We start from the raw sequence: 18,013 nt of genomic DNA on the forward strand, positions 1-18,013 counted from the left end.
CCGCTTACTCCTTGAGCTTCGACGCCAGCTGCGCCACGCGTTCCGGATCGGCCTTTACGGCCGTGCTGATGGCGCGGCCGTAATTGGCGTCGGCCTTGTAGAAGTACGACAGCATGGTGTACTTGATGCCGTCATCCTTGACCTGGCCCAGGTCGCCCGCCAGGTTGCTTACCAGGTTGGCCTGCTGGCCGGCATTGAGCGATCGGTAAAAGTCGCCGGCCTGGGCGAAGTTCAGGGTTTTGACGGTGCGCGCCTGCTGGGTGGTGCCGGTCAGTTTCAGCTCGGTGGCCTTGAATTCGGCAGTGTCGGCCAGCGGCGCCCGGGTGCTTGGCTGGTAGTTGACGTCGCCTTTGCGGCTGCCGCTGTTCAAGGCGCCATCCTGGTTGTAATTGGCGGCTTCGTTCCTCGGACGGTTGATCGGCAGTTGCAGGGCATTGGCGCCGATGCGGTGCAGCTGGGTGTCGGCGTACGAGAACAGGCGGCCTTGCAGCATGCGGTCTTCCGACGGCTCGATGCCCGGCACCAGGTTCGACGGCGCCATCGCCGACTGCTCGGTTTCGAGGAACACGTTATCGGGATTGCGGTTCAGGGTCATGGTGCCGACCTTGGTTTCCGGGACGCCGGGCCAGATCTTGGTGGCGTCAAGCGCATCGAAGTTGAACCTGGCCAGCTGCTCGGGTTTTAATACCTGCACATACAAATCCCATTGCGGATAACGGCCGTCCTTGATGGCGCCGATCAGGTCGCGCGTCAGGTGGTTGAATTCGCGGGCCTGGATGGCTTCCACTTCCGTCGCGTTCAGGTTCTTCTCGCCTTGCAGACTTTTCCAGTGGAATTTGACGTAGCTGACCTGGTTTTTCGCGTTGACGAATTTATAGGCATGCACGCTGTTGCCGTCCACTTCGCGGTAGCTGGCCGGCGTGCCCAGGTCCGTGTACAGGCGCGTGAGCATGTGCGTCGATTCCGGCTGGTGCGAGAAGAAGTCGAAGAAGCGGTTCGGGTCCTGGATGTTGGTATCCGGTGCAGGTTTGAGCGAGTGCACCATGTCCGGGAACTTCATGGCGTCGCGGATGAAGAAGATCGGCAGGTTATTGCCGACCAGGTCCCAGTTGCCCTGGCTGGTATAGAACTTGGTCGCGAAGCCGCGTGGATCGCGCAGGGTTTCCGGCGAGTGGTTGCCATGGATGACGCTGGAGAAACGCACGAATACCGGTGTCTGCTGGCCCGGCGTAAAGACTGCCGCGCGCGTGTATTCCGAGATGTCCTTGCTGGCGACGAACACGCCGTGGGCGCCGGTACCACGCGCATGGACCACGCGCTCGGGCTGGCGCTCACGGTCGAAGCGTTGCAGTTTCTGGATCAGGTGCACGTCCTGCAGCAGGACCGGGCCGTTGGGTCCGGCTGTTTGCGAGTTCTGATTGTCGCCGACCGGGGCGCCGTTGTCGCGCGTGAGCTGGGTACCAGCCTGCGTGGCGTTCTGGGCGTGGGCGGCGCCAAATCCCATCGCTGCCGACAGGGCGAGGGTGGCCAGGATAGTAGGGTTCATGATGTCTCCAATTCAGGGTAAGGAAGACAACATTACTGCCTGGTTATTCATTGTCCTAGTCAATTATTACTATGAAATCGATAGTGTTTTACTGACAGTCACCTTGCCCGACCCCGTCATCGGACAGGGGGAAATCAAGCGCCCTTGCGCTAGACTGGTGTTGATTCATTACGGGAGACATGACATGAGTGCCGGCTGCCAACACTTCAACCAGATTCATACGCATGCCGCCAATACCAGCGGTTGCGAAGAGTGCACGAAAATGGGCGACACCTGGGTGCACCTGCGGGTGTGCCTGACCTGCGGCCACACCGGCTGCTGCGACCAGTCGAAAAACCGCCACGCCACCCGGCATTTCGCGGCCACCGGCCACCCGATCATGCGCTCAAAGGAGCGCGGCGAGACCTGGGGCTGGTGCTATATTGACGAGGAAATGTTCGACCCGATCTGACCTTCGATCCGACCTTGTCTGCCAGGAGCTACATGCCCAAACCATTGCTTACGCTAGTCCTCACCATGGCCCTCGGGCTGGGCGGTGCCAGCGCCCAAGCGCTCGACTGCGCCAACGCCGCCAGCACGCCCGACATGAACGAATGCGCGGCGCGCACGCAAAAAGCGGCGGAGGCCAATCTCAACGCCACGTATTCGCGCGTGCTCAAGACGGTCACCGAGCGCAAGGTACGCACCCAGTTTGTTGCCGCCCAGCGGTTGTGGATCAAGTACCGCGAAGCCGACTGCAAGACCGTGCAGGCGCTGTACGGCACCGGCACCATCCGCACCGTGATGTATTTGGGCTGCCTGCAAAATCGGGCGGAGACCCGTACCAGGGAACTGGACATGCTGCAGGGCGACCGCTAATCCAGTCGTTACTGGCTATTCTTCTTCCTGAACTGCGCTGCCTTGTAGCGGTTGCCGCACAAGGCCATGCTGCACCAGCGGCGCTTGTGCGACTTGGTGCGGTCGTAAAACCACAGGATGCAGTCGGGATGTTCGCACTGCCGCACCAGCGTGAAATCGCCTTCCACCAGCAACTGCGCCACCGCTTCGGCCACCGGGCCCAGTAGCGACGCTACCGCGTCGCCGCGTGCGGTACGGGTGAGGGCCAGCTTGCCGTCCTGGTCGGGCGCCAGGTGCGGCGCGCCGAGGTAGGCGTGCAGGTAGTCGTTGAGCGCTGCGATATCTGCCTTGTCGAATGCATCGGCGCCGCTTTCCGCATCGTCTTTGCGTCCCTTGATCAGCCGCCGCGCCAGTGCGCGCAAAGCCAGAGCCCGCGCCAGCAGCGCTGCGCCCCCGGCTTGCCCACTCGCTTGCTTACCTGCTTGATTATCTGCTTGCTTATTTGTTTGCTTATTTGCTTGACTACCTGCTTGCCCGCCTGCCGGCTGCGCCGCTGAGATGCCTTGTCGCGCCAGCCACGCGCGCACAGCGTCGCCGCTATGCCAATAGTCCACTACCGCGCCGTCGCTGCGCGCCTCGGTGTTGAGCAAATCGAGCGCCAAGTGGTCGCCCAGCAATGGCGCCTCGTCGGTTGTCGTCATTGGATTCATTTAATAACCTTTAAAAATGCAGTTGACAGGTTACTTCGGTCGCGTCATACTCAGCTCAAGTAACCTGTTTAATGTAATTATACAGGTTATTAAAACTCATCCCAACCGGAGAAATATCATGACCACATCTACCATCGCCGCTGCCGCCATCATGGCTACCGCCTTATCCGCCCAGGCGGCGCCACCTGCCGTCCATCACCAGTCGCTGGAAGTCCAGGGCGTCAACGTGTTCTATCGCGAAGCCGGTCCTGCTGACGCGCCCACGGTACTGCTGCTGCACGGCTTCGGCGCGTCTTCATATATGTTCCGCAACCTGATCCCGCAACTGGCGCACAAGTACCACGTGGTGGCGCCGGACCTGCCGGGCTTCGGACAGACCAGCGTATTGCCAGGCACCGCGTTCGACTACACCTTCGACAACCTGGCCAAGGTGATCGACGCCTTCACGGTGGCCAAGGGCATCGACCGCTATGCCCTGTACGTGTTCGACTACGGCGCGCCGGTGGGCTGGCGCCTGGCGGTCAATAATCCGCACAAGATCACCGCCATCGTCAGCCAGAACGGTAACGGTTACGAAGAGGGATTGAGCGCCGGCTGGGCCGACATGCGCCGCGCCTGGGCCGAGCCCACGGCGGCCAACCGCGAAGCGCTGCGCCGCTTCAATACGCTGGACATGACCCGGTGGCAGTACACGGAGGGCGTGCGCGACACCACGCTGATCGCGCCGGAGACCTGGCAACTGGCGCATGCCGCGATCGAACGCATCGGCGTGGAAGTGCAGATGGATTTGCTGCTGGACTACGGCCAGAACATCAGGCAATACGCGAAGCTGCACGAATTTTTCCGCCGCCAGCAACCGCCCCTGCTGGCCATCTGGGGCCAGAACGATCCGTTCTTCGTGCCGGCCGGCGCGGAGGCTTTCAAGCGCGACAACCCGAAGGCGCAGGTGCGGTTCCTCGATACCGGCCACTTCGCCATCGAGACCCACGGCGCGGAAATCGGCGCGGCGATGCTGGAGTTCCTGGACGGCGCGGCGGTCAGGTAACGCTAGCGTTGCTTGCTGCTGGCGAATTCCTCGATCTTGTGGGTGGCGCCGGACACCACCAGGATGTCGCCGGGCCGCACCAGTGTTTCCGGCAGCGCATGCTGGAAGTCTTCACCGGCGCGCTTGACGCCAACGATGGTCACGCCAAAGCGCGACCGCACGTGGGCGTCGGCCAGGGTCTTGTTGTGGGTGAGGGCGGGGGCGCGCAGCTTGGCGATGGCAAAGCCGTCGTCGAACTCGATGAAGTCCATCATCCGGCCCGTGATCAGGTGCGCCACGCGCTCGCCCATGTCCACTTCGGGATACACCACGTGGTGGGCGCCGATGCGCTGGGCGATCTGGCCGTGTTCGGGCGTGAGCGCCTTGACCCAGATGTCCTTGATACCGAGTTCGGTCAGCACCATCAGCGACATCAGGCTGCTGGCCAAATCGGCGCCGATGCCGACGATGGCATGCGAGAACTCGGCCACGCCCAGCTGGCGCAGCACGCTGGCATTGGTGGTGTCGGCCTGCACGGCGTGGGTGAGCTTGTCGGCCCATAGCTGCACCAGGTCGGCGTCGCGGTCGATGCCCATGACGTCGTGGCCCATGCGCATCAGCGACTCGGCCACCGAACCGCCGAAGCGCCCCAGGCCGATGACAACCACGCTGTCGTCGCTGGAAAACGAGAACTGCTCTGAAAAGATCTTACCCAACAATTGGATGCTCCTCTGCGTAACGATAAGGCATGCGGCGCCCGCCCAGCACCAGCGACGCGGCCAGCGTGATGGTGCCCACCCGTCCCAGGTACATCAGGAGCGTGAGCAGCAACTGGCCGGAAGCGGGAAGCTGCGGCGTGATGCCGGTGCTCAGGCCCGCGCTGCCGAAGGCCGAGATTACCTCGAAAATGATCTGATCGGTCGGAAAGTCGGTGACCGCCAGCAGCGCCATGGTGCCCACCACCACGACCGCGCTGCCCATTACCACCACGGTGATCGCCTGGCGTTGGGCGGCAGCGCCGATGCGCCGGCCGAAGGCTTCGGTATCCGAATGGCCGCGGACCTCGGCCAGCACCAGCAGCACCAGGATCGCCACCGTGCCCACCTTGACGCCACCGGCCGTGCCGGCGCTGCCGCCGCCGATGAACATCAAAAAATAGTGCAGCGCCAGCGATTCCTGGGTGAGGGCGCCGATATCGACCGCATTGAAGCCGGCCGTGCGCGCCGCCACCGACATGAACGAGGCGCCCAGCAGCTTGTCCGGCACCGACAGGCCGCCGAGCGTGCGGGCGTTGTGCCATTCGGCCAGCAGGATCGCCACCATGCCGCCGACCAGCAGCAGCGCGGTGCCGGCCAGCGTCAGCTTGGTGTGCAGCGACCAGTGGCGCGACTCCCTCAAGCGGTTGCGGCTGGTTTTGCGTAAATCGTGAAGTACAGGAAACCCCACGCCGCCCACCACGATGGCCAGCATCATCGGCAGCAGCACCAGCGCATCGCCGGCGTAGCGCACCATGCTGTCCGGGTGGATCGAAAAGCCGGCATTGGTGAACGCCGAGACGGCATGGAATGCGCCGCTCCACGCGGCCTCGCCCCACGGAAGATCGTAGCCGTAGCGCAGGCGCAGCGTCAGCACGGCCGCGATGATCAACTCGGAAGCAAACGTCACCACCAGCACCAGCCGCGCGACGGCGGCGACATCGCCCAGGCCGAGGGTGCGGGTTTCCATTTGCGTCATCAGCTTGGTGCGCAGGCGTGGCGAACCGTTGACCAGCAGGCCAAGCAGGGTAGCGGCGGTCATCATGCCGAAGCCGCCGCACTGGAACAGCAACATGATCATGCCCTGGCCGAAACCCGACCAGTAAGTGCCGGTATCGACCACCGCCATGCCGGTCACGCACACCGCCGAGACGGCAGTAAAGAACGCCACCAGCACTGGCGCGCCATCGGGGCCCGAGCGCGCTGCCGGCAGCATCAGCACCAGCGTGCCAACGACGATCGCGGCCAGGAAGCCAAGGGCGACCGCGCGCGCGGGGTGCAGCACTGTTCTCATGGTGATTGGGGTGGGGCTGGTGACGGTGGGCGCCGATTATACCGAGAACCGGGGTTTGATAACGGATTGAAGCCGACGCTGGAGGCGGATGTCCAATTTTCCATACGTGGGCCTGGCATAGCTCTACCGTTTTCTGCTCACATTCCGTCGCCAGAATTGTATTTCCTCAAGGAAATTCCTTTGAATTCAATGGCTTGCAGGCTTCATATCGTTTGATAATGGCTGGCATAACCATTGCTATTCCCCCATACCCCGGGCGCCGACCCTGGGACTAAAACTTGGAGGAATACATGAAAAAGAAACGTCCATTAACCCTGTACATCCTGGTCGCGATGGTGCTCGGGGTCGCGGTGGGTTACGGTTGCCACGAAGCGATCACCGATAAACAACTGAGCGCGCAGATCGCGTCCCATATCTCCATCGTCACCGATGTATTCCTCCGCCTGATCAAGATGGTGATCGCGCTGCTGGTGTTTTCCACCCTGACGGTCGGCATCGCCCACCTGGGCGACGGCAAGGCCGCCAGCCGCATCGGCGTCAAGGCCATGGGTTGGTTCGTGGTGGCGTCGCTGCTGTCGCTCACGCTGGGCATGGTGCTGTCGAACTTCCTGCAACTGGGTACCCATCTTGGCCTGCCGCTGCCGCCGGTCGATGCCACCACCGGCCTGAAAACTGCCGCGTTCACGCTCAAGGACTTCGTCAGCCACCTGGTACCCAAGTCGCCGATCGAGGCGATGGCCAATAACGAGATCCTGCAAGTGCTGGTGTTCTCGCTGTTCTTCGGCAGCGCCCTGAGCGCGCTGGGCGAGTCGGCGTCGAAGCTCACGTCTGCCATCGACCAGCTGGCGCAAGTCATGCTGCGCATTACCGGCACCATCATGAACCTGGCGCCGCTGGCCGTATTTGCGGCGATGGCCTCCGTGGTGACCACCAACGGCCTGGGCATCCTGCTCACCTTCGCCAAGTTCATGGGCGGCTTTTACCTGGGACTGGTGTGCCTGTGGGCGCTGCTGGTGCTGGGCGGCTACGCCTTCATCGGCAAGCGCATCTTCCGCTTGCTGGTGCTGATCCGCGAACCGTTCCTGCTGGCGTTTTCCACGGCCAGTTCGGAAGCGGCATATCCGAAAATGCTGACCGCGCTCGAGCAGTTCGGCGTGCACCGCAAGATCTACAGCTTTGTCATGCCGATGGGGTATTCGTTCAACCTCGATGGCTCGATGATGTACTGCACCTTTGCCGTGCTGTTCATCACCCAGGCCTATGGCATCGACATGTCGCTTGGCACCCAGATCACCATGCTGCTGGTGCTGATGATCACGTCGAAAGGCATCGCCGGCGTGCCGCGCGCGTCGCTAGTGGTGATTGCCGCCACCCTGAACCAGTTCAACATCCCGGAAGCGGGCTTGCTGCTGTTGATGGGCATCGACCAGTTCCTCGACATGGGTCGTTCGGCCACCAACGCTGTCGGTAATGCCGTGGCCACTGCGGTAGTCGCCAAGTGGGAAGGCGCGCTCGATGAAGAGCGCCCGGAGCAGGTCGAAGCAATCAAGCACGCCGCATAAAACATAAAAACACTGGAGACAACATGAAACAACAGTTCGCCATCGTACTGGCCCTCGCTGCGGCCGCATCCACTGCCACTGCCCAATCCTCGGTCACCATCTACGGCGTCGCCGACGCCGGCCTGGTGCTCGAACGCGGCGGCTCGGCCGGCAATGTGCAGGCGATCGGCAGCGGCGTGGCTTCGGCTTCGCGCATCGGCTTCAAGGGCAAGGAAGACCTGGGCGGCGGCCTGACGGCGTCGTTCCAGCTGGAGAACGGTAACAATATCGATACCGGCGCCGCCGGCCAGGGCGGCCTGCTGTTCGGCCGCCAGGCCTACGTGGCCTTGTCGAGCACCACGCTGGGATCGATCAGCGCCGGCCGCCAGTACTCGCCGTATTACAAGGCGCTGCGCGATGTCGCCGATCCGTTCGTGGTTGGCCTGGCCGGTAACGCCATGAACATGGTCGCCACCACCTCGCGCGTGGACAACTCGGTGGAGTACACGACGCCGCGCGTCAACGGCTTCTCGGCCGACGTGCTGTACGGCTTCGGTGAAGTACCGGGCGACACGGTAAAAAGCCGCACCGTCGGCGCAGCCGTCAGCTACACCGGGCCGGAAGCGTTGCCCTTGAACCTGGTGCTGGTCCACCATCAACGCGACAATGCGCTGGCCACCGCGCGCAGCCGCTCCACCATGCTGGCCGCGCGCTACCGCGTGGGCAGCGTCACTACCCACGCATCGCTGTCCCACAACCAGGACCTGTTGCAGCGCGCCAGCAACGACGCGCTGATCGGCGCCACCGTGGCCATGGGGCAGGGCAAATGGCTCGCATCCGCCATTTTCCACCGCGACCAGTCCACGCTGAACCAGGACGCGCGGCAACTGGCCATCGGCTACACGCACAATCTGTCGCGCCGCACCGACGTGTACACCGCGTATGCGCATATCAGCAACCGCAATGGCGCCGTTTTCCATGTCGGCAATGCCACCGACAACGGTACCGGCACCGGCGGCTTCAACCTGGGCGTGCGTCATGTGTTTTAATAGCGGTCCTCAGTTACACTTTCATCTGGTTTAATCAAAGGAATCCATGCCGGCAGCGCAGAAAATGCAGTGGCCGCGGTTGCTGATTTACGCGCTGCTGCTGGCGGCCGGCCTGGCGCTGGCCATCGTCGCCGGCCGCTGGGCCGAGCACGCGGCCATCGAGCGCCTGCGCGAAGCGGGCGCCCAGCGCCTGCAAGGCTATGCGCTGGGCCTGGAAAACCTGCTGTCGAAATACGACTTCCTGCCCGGTACCCTGGAGCTCAACAAGGACGTGATCGCGCTGCTCGCCGACCAGCACGACGACGGGCTGCGGCGCGAGGTCAATACCTACCTCGAGAGCGTCAACAAGCTGTCGCGCGCCACCACCATCTACATCGTAAATTTGCAGGGCATTACTCAGGCGGCCAGCAACTGGCGCGCAGCCGACAGTTTTGTCGGCGACAACGTCGCCTTCCGCCCCTATGTGCGCGATGCGCTGAACGGCAAGCCGGGCGGCTTCTATGGCGTAGGCACCACCAGCCGCGAACCCGGTTATTTTTTCGCCCACGGCATCTACCGCGACGGCCATATGCTCGGTGTGGCGGCGCTCAAGGTCAATATCGAAAAGCTGGAAGCGTCCTGGGTGCAGGGCCGCGACCGCGTGCTGCTGGCCGATGCCAATGGCGTCGCCATCCTGAGCTCCGTCCCTGAATGGAAATACGGCACGCTGGCCCCGCTGGCGCCCGAGGTGCGGCGCGAGCTCGAACGCTCGCGCCAGTTCCACTCGCACTCGCTCAGGCAGATCGGCTATCGCGAGGTGCGCCCGCTCGGCGCGAACGCGGGAGCCGGTACCAGCATCGTGGCCGTGGACGGTGCGCTGGGCAGCGGCCGCATGCTGCGCCAGTCGCTGCATATCGGCGCGCGCGACTGGCAGTTCGTCTATTTTTCCGACCTGGGACCGGCCGAAGCCAGCGCACGCAGCGCCCTGGTTTTTGCCTGCCTGTCGCAGGCGCTGCTGGCCATGCTGGTGCTGTATGCGCGCCAGCGCCGCCGCCTTGATCGCCAGCGCCTGCGCGCGCGCGAGGATTTGCAGCGCGCCTACGACGACCTGGAAACCATGGTGGCAGAGCGCACCGCCAGCCTGCAGCAGATGACCGAGAACCTGTCCGCAGAAAACCTGGTGCGGCGCAAGGCCGAGCAGCAACTGCGCCAGGCGCAGTCGGAGCTGATCCAGGCTGCCAAGATGGCGGTGCTGGGCCAGATGTCGGCAGGGATGACCCATGAACTGAACCAGCCCCTGACCGCGCTGCGCACCATGGCCGACAACGCACGCGTGCTGATTGAACGCGGACGCCTGCCCGAGGCCAGCGCCAACCTGGCCACCATCTCGCAGCTGGTGGCGCGCATGGGCCTGATCACCGGCCAGTTGCGCCAGTTCGCGCGCAAAACTGACGCTACCCTGCAGGCGGTGCCGGTGGCCGCTGCGATTACCGGCGCACTGTTCCTGGTCGAGCGGCGGGTGGAGCAGGAGCGCATCAACTTCCGCATGGCGATGCGGGACCACGACGTCCACGCGCTGTGCGACAGCAATCGCCTGGAGCAGGTGCTGGTTAACCTGTTTACCAACGCGCTCGACGCCATGCAGGACAGCGAGGTGCGCCAGCTGACCGTGACGGTGGAGCGCACCGACGAGCGGGTGATGATCGGCGTGGCCGACAGCGGCCCCGGGGTGCCGGCAGACATCCGCGCCCACCTGTTCGAACCATTTTTTACGACAAAACCGCAAGGGCAGGGCCTGGGCCTGGGGCTGGCGATCTCGGAGCAGATCGTGCGCGAATTCGGTGGCCTGCTGCGCGTGGAAGCCGCGCCGGCCGGTGGCGCCCGGTTTATCATTGAGCTGCCTTTGGCGGAGCGGGAGACAAACAATGCATGATATGAAAATTTTATTGGTTGAAGACGATGCCAGCGTGCGCGCCGGCAGCGCCCAGGCGCTGGACCTGGCCGGCTTGCAGGTGACGGACTTTCACGCGGCCGAAAACGCGCTGGCGCACATTACCCCGGGTTTTGCAGGCGTGGTGGTGACCGACGTGCGCCTGCCCGGCATGAGCGGCCTCGATCTGATGGCGGCGGTGCACGCCATCGACGCCCAGCTGCCGGTGATCCTGGTTACCGGCCACGGCGACATCAACATGGCGGTCAACGCCATGCGCGACGGAGCCTACGATTTCATCGCCAAGCCCTATTCGTCCGAGCAGCTGGTGGAAGTGGTGCAGCGGGCGCTGGAAACCCGCCGCCTGGTCCTGGAGGTGGCGGCGCTGCGCCACCGCATCGAGCATGGCGAGGGCATCGAAGCGACCCTGCTCGGCGATTCACCGGCCATGCGCGACCTGCGGCGCCTGATCCTGGACCTGGCCGATGCACCGGCCGATGTACTGATCTACGGCGAAACCGGCACCGGCAAGGAGATGGTTGCGCGCTGCCTGCACCAGTACAGCCGCCGCCAGAACAAGCACTTCGTCGCCCTCAACTGCGGCGCCATCCCCGAGAATATCTTCGAGAGCGAAGTGTTCGGCCACGAACAGGGATCGTTTACCGGCGCGGCCAAGCGCCAGATCGGCAAGATCGAACATGCTGACGGCGGCTCGCTGTTCCTCGACGAGATCGAGAGCCTGGCCATGCCGCTGCAGGTCAAGCTGCTGCGGGTGCTGCAGGAGCGGGTCGTGGAGCGGCTCGGCTCCAACACGCCGGTGCCGGTCGATCTGCGCGTGATCGCTGCGTCGAAGGTCGATTTGAAGGAATGGTCGGACCAGCAGAAGTTCCGCAGCGATTTGTACTACCGCCTGAACCTGATCGTGCTGAATTTGCCCCCGCTGCGCGAACGGCGCGAGGACATCCCGCTGCTGTTCGAGCACTTCCTGCTGGGCGCTGCCGCGCGCTACCAGCGCGTGGTGCCGCCGGTGCCGGGACCGCTGATGCAGTCGCTGATGGCGCACGACTGGCCCGGCAATGTGCGTGAACTGCGCAACATCGCCGAGCGCTACGCATTGGGCCTGTCGAGCGGTGCGGACGGCCTGCTGTCGGTGAAAAACCTGGCGCCGGTGCCGCTGGCCGACCAGGTGGGCGGATTCGAGCGCGCGGTCATCGAGCAGGAGCTGCGCAAGGCCGGCGGCAGCGTGACGGAGGTGAGCGTAGCGCTGGGCGTGCCGAAGCAGACCTTGTATTACAAGATGCAGAAGTATGGCTTGACGTCGGACGAGTACAAGAACTCGTAAAGCAGGCCATTGTGCACAATTCGTCATCGTTTGCGCGCCAGCCATGCAAGACGAGAGGGCAGGCGTCGCGGTAAATTAGGGGCTGATTCCCTGCTCGAGGACCAGCCATGCACGTACCCGTTCCGTTTCGCCACCGCCGCCTGTTATTGAAGGGCGCTGCCAGCCTCGGGCTGGCCGGGTGGGGCGCCAATGCCGTAGCAGGTGCGGCAAGTACAGGTGAGCCACCGGCCGCGATTCCCGGTTCGGCGCGCGCCGTGCCACTGTCGGCGGTGCGGTTGCTGCCATCGGTGTATGCGGACGCGGTGCATGCCAACCAGGCCTACCTGCTGCGCCTGAGCGCCGACCGCTTCCTGCACAACTATCACAAGTTTGCCGGCTTGCCGGTCAAGGGCGCCATCTACGGCGGCTGGGAGTCGGACACGATTGCCGGCGAAGGCCTGGGTCACTACCTGTCCGCGCTGGCGCTGATGCATGCGCAGACCGGGGATGCGGCACTGAAGCCGCGCATCGATTACATCGTGGCCGAACTGGCGCGCGTGCAGCAGGCGCAGGGCGACGGCTATATCGGCGGCTTCATGCGCAAGCGCAAGGACGGCACCGTGGTCGATGGCAAGGAGATCTTCCCCGAGATCATGCGCGGCGAGATCCGCTCGGCGGGCTTCGATCTCAATGGCTGCTGGGTGCCGCTGTATAACTGGCACAAGGTGTTTGCTGGCCTGTTCGATGCCCACACTTACACCGGCAACACGCAGGCACTGCAAGTCGCCATCGGGCTGGCCGGCTACCTGGCCAATGTGTGCGCCGCGCTCGACGACGACCAGTTGCAGCAGGTGCTGGCCTGCGAACATGGCGGCATCAACGAGAGTTTCGCCGAACTGTATGCGCGCACGCACGACCGCCGCTGGCTGGCGCTGGCACACCGCCTGTATCACAGGAAGGCGCTGGAACCGCTGGCGCGCGGACGCGACGAACTGGCCAACCTGCACGCCAACACCCAGATCCCCAAGCTGCTGGGCCTTGCGCGCCTGCACGAGGTGGATCCGAACCCCGGTTATGCGGAGACCACGCGCTTTTTCTGGCAGCGCGTAACGCAGCACCACAGCTACGTGATCGGCGGCCACGGCGACCGCGAATATTTTTCCGCGCCCGACACCATCGCCGCCCATATCACCGAGCAGACCTGCGAGGCCTGCTGCAGCTACAACATGCTCAAGATGACGCGCCAGCTATACGGCTGGGCGCCGCACGCCGCCTACTTCGATTACTACGAGCGCACCCACCTCAATCACATCCTGGCGCACCAGAATCCGCGCACCGGCATGTTCACGTACATGACGCCATTGATGTCCGGCGTGGCGCGCGAATATTCAAGCGAAGAAAGCGACTTCTGGTGCTGCGTGCTGTCCGGCATGGAGAGCCACGCCAAGCACGGCGACTCCATTTACTGGGAAAACGGCGACACCCTGTTCGTCAACCTGTACATTGCGTCCAGGGTGGAGTGGCGCCAGGCGGCGGCCACCTTGGAGATGACCACGCGCTACCCGTACGAAGGCGACATCGACATCGCGATCGAACGCATCGCAGCGCCGCGCGCCACCACGCTGGCGCTGCGGCTGCCGGCATGGGCGGAGAACCACACGCTGCTGGTCAATGGCAAACCGTACCACGCTGCGCGCGGCCATGGCTATTTGCTGCTGCGCCGGCGTTGGAAAGCGGGAGACAAGGTGCGGCTGTCGCTGCCGCTCGAGTTGCGCCTGGAAGCGGCGGCCGGCAACGGGCAGGTGCAGGCGCTGTTGCGCGGGCCGATGGTGCTGGCAGCAGACCTGGGACCGTCGGACCAGCCGTTCGACGGCCTGGCGCCAGCGCTGGTGGGCGCCGACATTCTCGCCGCGTTCACGCCGGTGGACAGCAAGAACGCCACCTATCGCAGCGTGGGCAGCGGCCGTCCCGGCGACATGACATTCAAGCCGTTCTTTTCGCAGTACGAGCGCCGTGCGGCCGTGTACTTCAACGCCTACACGGAACCGCAGTGGGCGGCGTCCGAAGCGGCATTCCGCAAGGAAGAAGCCAGACTGAAGGCGCTGGCGGCGCGGTCGGTGGACGTGATGCACCTGGGCGAAATGCAGCCGGAGCGCGACCACGACCTGCAATCGGAGATTTCGTATCCGGTGTCATACCGTGGCCGCATGGGGCGCGATGCCCGCACCGGCGGCTATTTCAGCTTCCGCCTCAAGTGCGGCGACGGTCCACTGGTGCTGCAGGCCAGGTACTGGGGCGAGGAACGCAACCGCGACTTTCATATCCTGGTCGATGGCGTGCGCGTGGCGCGGGTGAAGCTCGATGCCAGCCATGCCGGCGTGTTCTTCGATGAAGACTACCCGGTGCCGCCAGCGCTCACGCAGGGCAAGCAGGCGATCACCGTGCGCTTCGAACCGGAACCGGGCCACACCGCCGGCCCGGTGTTCGGCGTGCGGCTGTATCGGGCCGGGTGATCAGGCGTCGTTGCACTCGCTGTGTACCGGTTGCAGGTCGGCCGCGATGATGGCGGCGTTTTCCGGGTAAAACGGGCGCAGTGCTTCGACCAGCACATGCGGCGTCGAGGGCGATGAAAACACCAGCACATCGCCCGGCTGGCACTTGGCGATCGCCACAGCCAGCGCCTGCTGCACGTCGTCGATTTGCACGGCCGTGCCATCGCCGCTCAGTTGCTGGCGGATGCCCTCCACGATCAGGGCGCCGGTCTGGCCGTCGCCACGACCGCGCCGGTTGGACTGATAGACGATCAATTCGTTGAAGTCGATCGCGCAGTTGCGGCCGATGTCGCGCAGGTCGGCGTCGCGGCGGTCGCCCGGGGCAGTCACCACGCCGATTACCTTGCCGGACGAGCCGGTCCCAGTCCCGGACAATGAACGGGCCATCTTGCCCAGCGCGCGATAGGCGGCCGGGTTGTGCGCGTAATCGATTACCAGCGTGGCCTGGCCGATGCTGTAGATATTCGCGCGCAGCGGGTTGTTATGGCTGTCCGACACGAAGGTCGTCAATGCCTCGGCGATCCTGGGCAGCGTGAAATCGCTGGCGATCAGCGCGGCGGTGGCCGCCAGCGCGTTGGCGATGTTGAACATGGCGTGGCCCTGCACCGACATCGGCATGGCCGCCGTGCTGACCAGCGCCTCGTGGCGGCTGCCGTGGCCGATCATCAGCACGCCGCCCTGCAGCCAGGTGGCGCGGCCACCTTGTTGCAGGTGGGTGAGCAGCACCGGATGTTCGGGATCGAGCGAGAAGTACAGTACTTCCACGCCTTCCTCCACCTGCGACGCCATGCGCACGCAATACGGGTCTTCTGCATTGAGCACCACCGCGCGGCTGGCGGTGCGCGCCACCACGGCTTTGACTTCCGCCAGCTCGTCCAGCGTTTCCACGCCGTCCATGCCCAGGTGGTCGGCGCTCACATTCAATACCACGCCCACGTCGCAGCGGTCGAACGCCAGGCCGCGTTTGAGGATGCCGCCGCGCGCCGTTTCCAGCACCGCGAAGTCCACTTCCGTGGACGTGAGCACCTTGCGCGCCGACCAGTAGCCGGAGCAGTCGCCCTGATCGACGCGCACGCCGTTGATAAACACACCCTCGGTGGTGGTCACGCCGGTGCCCAGCCTGGCCACGCGTGCGGCATGGCCGAGCAGCAGGGTGGTGGTGGTCTTGCCATTGGTGCCGGTGACGGCAACGACCGGGATGCGGCCGTTGTCCTTGCCGTACATGGCTTCCACGATGGCGTCGCCGGCGTCGCGCGGCTGGCCGCTGCTCGGGTACTGGTGCATGCGGATGCCCGGTGCGGCGTTCACTTCGATGATGCCGCCGTCCTGTTCGTCGAGCGGCACGCCGATGTCGCGGCAGATGATGTCGATGCCGGCGATATCGAGCCCGATGGTGCGCGCGGCGCGGATGCAGATCTCGCGCGTGGACGGGTGCAGCAGGTCGGTTGCATCCTCTGCAGTGCCGCCGGTGGACAGGTTGGCGTTGCCGCGCAGGGCGACGACGGCGCCCGCCGGCGGTACGCTGTCGAACGCGTAGCCTTGCTTCTGCACCAAATCTTCGGCGATCTGGTCGAGCCGCATCTTGGTCAGAATATTGGTATGGCCGTCGCCACGCGCCGGATTGAGGTTTTCGTGCGCCACCAGTTCGGCGATGGTGCGGACGCCGTCGCCGGTCACTTCCGGCGGGCGGCGGCGCGAGGCGGCTGCCACCTTGCCGCCAGTGACCAGCACGCGGAAATCTGCGCCTTCGAGGTATTTTTCCACGATCACGCGGCGGCTGTAGCCGCGCGCGTGGTCGAACGCGGTTTCGATCTGCTCCGGGGTGACGCACACGGTGGTCACGCCCTTGCCCTGGTTGGCGTCGAGCGGCTTGATGGTGACCGGCACACCGATACGGCGCGCTGCGCGCTGCGCCTGCTCCACGTCGGTGACCAGGCGCCCGCGCGGTACCGGCACGCCGGCTTCTGCCAGCAGGGTCTTGGTCAGCTGCTTGTCGCTGGCGATATTGGCGGCCACCAGCGACGTATTGCCGGTGACGGTGGCCTGCAGCCGCTTCTGGCGCGAGCCCCATCCCAGCTGGAACAGGTTGGCCTCTTCGGTCAGACGCAGGCTCGGGATGCCGCGCCGGGTGGCAGCGTCGATGACGGCGGCGGTGCTGGTGCCGATGGCGCGGCGCTCGGCGTGGTCGCGCAGTTCTGCCAGTGGTTCTTCCAGGTCGAACGGCTGGTCGCGGGCCAGCGTGGACACCAGGTCCAGCGCGAGGGCGAACGCTTCCTGCGCCACCTGCTCGAACTGGTAGCCGCAGACGACGCGGTAGCGGCCCGGTTGTCCCGCGATCGGCGTCGAACGGCCGAATCCCACCGGCGCGCCGGCCAGGGTTTGCAGTTCCAGCGCCACGTGTTCGACCACGCGCGCCATGTAGGTGCCCTGCTGCAGGCGCTGCACAAAGCCGCCCGGCTTACCGGGCGGTGAATAGTGTTGGCCCAGGCTTGGGATCAGTTCCAGCAGCGCGTCGTTGAAGTTGGGCAGGGCGCTGGTGCTCACGCCCTGCAATTCGGCCAGGTCGATCACGGTAAGCAGGCACCGCGCGCTGCTGTAGAGATTGGGGCCACGCAGCACGCGTTGTTCGATGATGTTCATGACAGGGTGTTCCTATGGGTGACGATGTGCATAAAATGTGCGAGCGGCGCTGGCGCTTCGCCGGTCTGGTAGCGCGAACCGGAAGGCAGCAGGTGCAGCCGGACGTCGATCAGTTCCGGGCAACCGTGCTGCGGCAGGTCAGCGATATTGGTGATGGTGTCGCGGCCGTCGGCAATGGTGACGGCGCCATCGCCGATCACTTCGATGCCGGAGCCCGGCGTGACGATCAGCGCAGTGTCTTCATCGATGCCGATGCCGAGCAAATGCGGATTGGACGCAACTACGGTGAGCAACCGCGCAAGGCGGTGGCGCTGCGAGAAATGCTGGTCGATCACCACGCGGTTGATCAGCCCCAGGCCCGCGCCCAGGTGCACCGCACCCTTCTCGGGATGCAGATCGGTCTTGCCGTCGGCAAGCATGTGGTTGGACATGGCCGACGCGCCGGCGCTGGTCCCGGCAATCACCGCGCCGCGTTCGATCAGCGCGCGGTGCATCGCTTCGTCGGCCAGCGTGCCGCCGATGATGGCCATCAGGCGCTTCTGGTCGCCGCCGGTCATGAAGATGCCGTCGGCCTGCTCGATCTCGGCAACCAGCTCGCGGTTGTTGGCATCGGCACGCGAGTCGAGATGCAGGTGTTTGCGGGCGGCGACACCGAGGTCGGCGAACGCCGTGTCATACATCTCCCAAACCTTGTCCGGCACGCGGCTGGCGGTGGTGATGACGACGAAGCGGCATTCGGCGCCGCCGGCCATTTCAACGAAACGGGTCAATACGGTCTTGTCATCGGTGCGGTCTTCGCCTCCGCCTATGATCATCAGGTGGCCGGTGCCCATGC

The 18,013-nt window shown here is 64.6% G+C and carries 14 protein-coding genes; 8 read left to right on the forward strand and 6 right to left on the reverse strand.

What is annotated here, in order from left to right; translation table 11 throughout:
• Positions 1 to 4: 4 nt before the first annotated feature.
• Positions 5 to 1,546, reverse strand: coding sequence for a catalase (locus F8197_RS01340; protein ID WP_152879376.1), 1,542 nt, complete (start codon positions 1,544 to 1,546; stop codon positions 5 to 7).
• A 184-nt stretch (positions 1,547 to 1,730) separates the two neighbouring features.
• Between F8197_RS01340 and F8197_RS01345 the strand changes: the two genes are divergently transcribed.
• Positions 1,731 to 1,997, forward strand: coding sequence for a UBP-type zinc finger domain-containing protein (locus F8197_RS01345; protein ID WP_152879378.1), 267 nt, complete (start codon positions 1,731 to 1,733; stop codon positions 1,995 to 1,997).
• Between the two features lie 32 nt (positions 1,998 to 2,029).
• Positions 2,030 to 2,404 (forward strand): lysozyme inhibitor LprI family protein, encoded by a 375-nt coding sequence (locus F8197_RS01350; protein WP_152879380.1) that lies wholly within the window; start codon positions 2,030 to 2,032, stop codon positions 2,402 to 2,404.
• 8 nt (positions 2,405 to 2,412) lie between these two features.
• Here the strand turns inward: F8197_RS01350 and F8197_RS01355 are convergent, their stop codons facing one another.
• Positions 2,413 to 3,084, reverse strand: coding sequence for an ABATE domain-containing protein (locus F8197_RS01355; protein WP_227012010.1), 672 nt, complete (start codon positions 3,082 to 3,084; stop codon positions 2,413 to 2,415).
• 127 nt (positions 3,085 to 3,211) lie between these two features.
• Here F8197_RS01355 and F8197_RS01360 point away from each other — a divergent pair, with 127 nt between their 5' ends.
• On the forward strand, positions 3,212 to 4,138 hold the full coding sequence (locus F8197_RS01360; RefSeq protein ID WP_152879384.1) for an alpha/beta fold hydrolase: 927 nt from the start codon (positions 3,212 to 3,214) through the stop codon (positions 4,136 to 4,138).
• A 2-nt stretch (positions 4,139 to 4,140) separates the two neighbouring features.
• On the opposite strand, the gene F8197_RS01365 is transcribed toward F8197_RS01360, so the two are convergent.
• Both F8197_RS01365 and F8197_RS01370 read right to left on the reverse strand, forming a co-directional pair.
• Positions 4,141 to 4,836, reverse strand: coding sequence for a TrkA family potassium uptake protein (locus tag F8197_RS01365; protein WP_193333300.1), 696 nt, complete (start codon positions 4,834 to 4,836; stop codon positions 4,141 to 4,143).
• Positions 4,826 to 6,166: a TrkH family potassium uptake protein gene (locus F8197_RS01370; protein WP_152879386.1), complete on the reverse strand. Its 1,341-nt coding sequence runs from the start codon at positions 6,164 to 6,166 to the stop codon at positions 4,826 to 4,828. Before F8197_RS01370 ends, F8197_RS01365 begins: the two co-directional genes overlap by 11 nt.
• Positions 6,167 to 6,456: 290 nt before the next feature.
• Between F8197_RS01370 and F8197_RS01375 the strand changes: the two genes are divergently transcribed.
• The 5 genes from F8197_RS01375 (at position 6,457) to F8197_RS01395 (ending at position 14,499) form a co-directional block, all read left to right on the forward strand.
• A complete protein-coding gene (locus F8197_RS01375; protein WP_019919996.1) occupies positions 6,457 to 7,728 on the forward strand; it encodes a dicarboxylate/amino acid:cation symporter in 1,272 nt (423 codons plus the stop codon).
• Between the two features lie 23 nt (positions 7,729 to 7,751).
• Positions 7,752 to 8,756, forward strand: a complete 1,005-nt coding sequence (locus F8197_RS01380; protein ID WP_152879388.1) for a porin — start codon at positions 7,752 to 7,754, stop codon at positions 8,754 to 8,756.
• A 46-nt stretch (positions 8,757 to 8,802) separates the two neighbouring features.
• Complete coding sequence (locus tag F8197_RS01385) at positions 8,803 to 10,668, forward strand: ATP-binding protein (protein WP_152879390.1); 1,866 nt, start codon at positions 8,803 to 8,805, stop codon at positions 10,666 to 10,668.
• The gene (locus tag F8197_RS01390) at positions 10,661 to 12,007 is read left to right on the forward strand and encodes a sigma-54 dependent transcriptional regulator (protein WP_152879392.1); all 1,347 of its coding nucleotides are present in this window, start codon (positions 10,661 to 10,663) and stop codon (positions 12,005 to 12,007) included. Before F8197_RS01385 ends, F8197_RS01390 begins: the two co-directional genes overlap by 8 nt.
• Positions 12,008 to 12,114: 107 nt before the next feature.
• On the forward strand, positions 12,115 to 14,499 hold the full coding sequence (locus F8197_RS01395; protein ID WP_227012011.1) for a glycoside hydrolase family 127 protein: 2,385 nt from the start codon (positions 12,115 to 12,117) through the stop codon (positions 14,497 to 14,499).
• Here the strand turns inward: F8197_RS01395 and cphA are convergent, their stop codons facing one another.
• Positions 14,500 to 17,178, reverse strand: coding sequence for a cyanophycin synthetase (cphA, locus tag F8197_RS01400; protein WP_152879394.1), 2,679 nt, complete (start codon positions 17,176 to 17,178; stop codon positions 14,500 to 14,502).
• On the reverse strand, positions 17,175 to 17,993 hold the full coding sequence (locus F8197_RS01405; protein WP_152879396.1) for a cyanophycinase: 819 nt from the start codon (positions 17,991 to 17,993) through the stop codon (positions 17,175 to 17,177). Before F8197_RS01405 ends, cphA begins: the two co-directional genes overlap by 4 nt.
• Positions 17,994 to 18,013: the final 20 nt, after the last annotated feature.

This window comes from Duganella sp. FT27W (assembly GCF_009295655.1).
Classification (GTDB): Bacteria; Pseudomonadota; Gammaproteobacteria; order Burkholderiales; family Burkholderiaceae_D; genus Rugamonas; species Rugamonas zoogloeoides.

Excerpts from the sequence above, each read along its gene's own strand:
- F8197_RS01355 (WP_227012010.1), bottom strand. The coding sequence starts at position 3,084 with ATGACGACAACCGACGAGGCGCCATTGCTGGGCGACCACTTGGCGCTC.
- F8197_RS01390 (WP_152879392.1), top strand. The coding sequence starts at position 10,661 with ATGCATGATATGAAAATTTTATTGGTTGAAGACGATGCCAGCGTGCGC.
- F8197_RS01360 (WP_152879384.1), top strand. The coding sequence starts at position 3,212 with ATGACCACATCTACCATCGCCGCTGCCGCCATCATGGCTACCGCCTTA.
- F8197_RS01405 (WP_152879396.1), bottom strand. The coding sequence starts at position 17,993 with ATGATCATAGGCGGAGGCGAAGACCGCACCGATGACAAGACCGTATTG.
- F8197_RS01395 (WP_227012011.1), top strand. The coding sequence starts at position 12,115 with ATGCACGTACCCGTTCCGTTTCGCCACCGCCGCCTGTTATTGAAGGGC.
- cphA (WP_152879394.1), bottom strand. The coding sequence starts at position 17,178 with ATGAACATCATCGAACAACGCGTGCTGCGTGGCCCCAATCTCTACAGC.
- F8197_RS01375 (WP_019919996.1), top strand. The coding sequence starts at position 6,457 with ATGAAAAAGAAACGTCCATTAACCCTGTACATCCTGGTCGCGATGGTG.
- F8197_RS01340 (WP_152879376.1), bottom strand. The coding sequence starts at position 1,546 with ATGAACCCTACTATCCTGGCCACCCTCGCCCTGTCGGCAGCGATGGGA.
- F8197_RS01350 (WP_152879380.1), top strand. The coding sequence starts at position 2,030 with ATGCCCAAACCATTGCTTACGCTAGTCCTCACCATGGCCCTCGGGCTG.
- F8197_RS01370 (WP_152879386.1), bottom strand. The coding sequence starts at position 6,166 with ATGAGAACAGTGCTGCACCCCGCGCGCGCGGTCGCCCTTGGCTTCCTG.
- F8197_RS01380 (WP_152879388.1), top strand. The coding sequence starts at position 7,752 with ATGAAACAACAGTTCGCCATCGTACTGGCCCTCGCTGCGGCCGCATCC.
- F8197_RS01385 (WP_152879390.1), top strand. The coding sequence starts at position 8,803 with ATGCCGGCAGCGCAGAAAATGCAGTGGCCGCGGTTGCTGATTTACGCG.
- F8197_RS01345 (WP_152879378.1), top strand. The coding sequence starts at position 1,731 with ATGAGTGCCGGCTGCCAACACTTCAACCAGATTCATACGCATGCCGCC.